The 397-nt window shown below is 59.9% G+C and carries 1 protein-coding gene; it reads left to right on the forward strand.

What is annotated here, in order from left to right:
• Positions 1–132 precede the first annotated feature (132 nt).
• Positions 133–397 (forward strand): SOS response-associated peptidase family protein (locus J0A65_RS26155; protein ID WP_206597107.1); only part of this gene is annotated, 265 nt, incomplete at its 3' end.

The raw sequence follows: 397 nt of genomic DNA on the forward strand, positions 1-397 counted from the left end.
TAGCCCCGTCGCAGGCCAGAAAAATCAAGGTCGAAAGACTTAGTATTAGACACCCCGCCTCGCCCATTCTGGGCAACTTTCAAATCCCACAACAACACGTCTATCCTGCAAGAAAATAGTCACGGAGTGTCTATGTGCGGCCGCTACGTCTCACCCGATGACCGGGCCATCGAGCAGTATTGGCACATTGGCGCCAGAGATTCAGGGCAGTGGATACGCCGCTACAACGTGGCACCCTCCACCCAGGTGCCGCTCCTGCGCCTCAAAGAACAAGGCCAGCTCGAGCTCGACGGCGCCCGCTGGGGGCTGGTCCCGCACTGGTGGAATAAGCCGGCCCTCCCTTCGCTCAGTTTCAACGCCCGCAGCGAGGAAGCCGCGAACAAGCCAATGTGGCGCC

The organism is Bowmanella yangjiangensis (genome assembly GCF_017255015.1).
GTDB classification, from domain to species: Bacteria; Pseudomonadota; Gammaproteobacteria; order Enterobacterales; family Alteromonadaceae; genus Bowmanella; species Bowmanella yangjiangensis.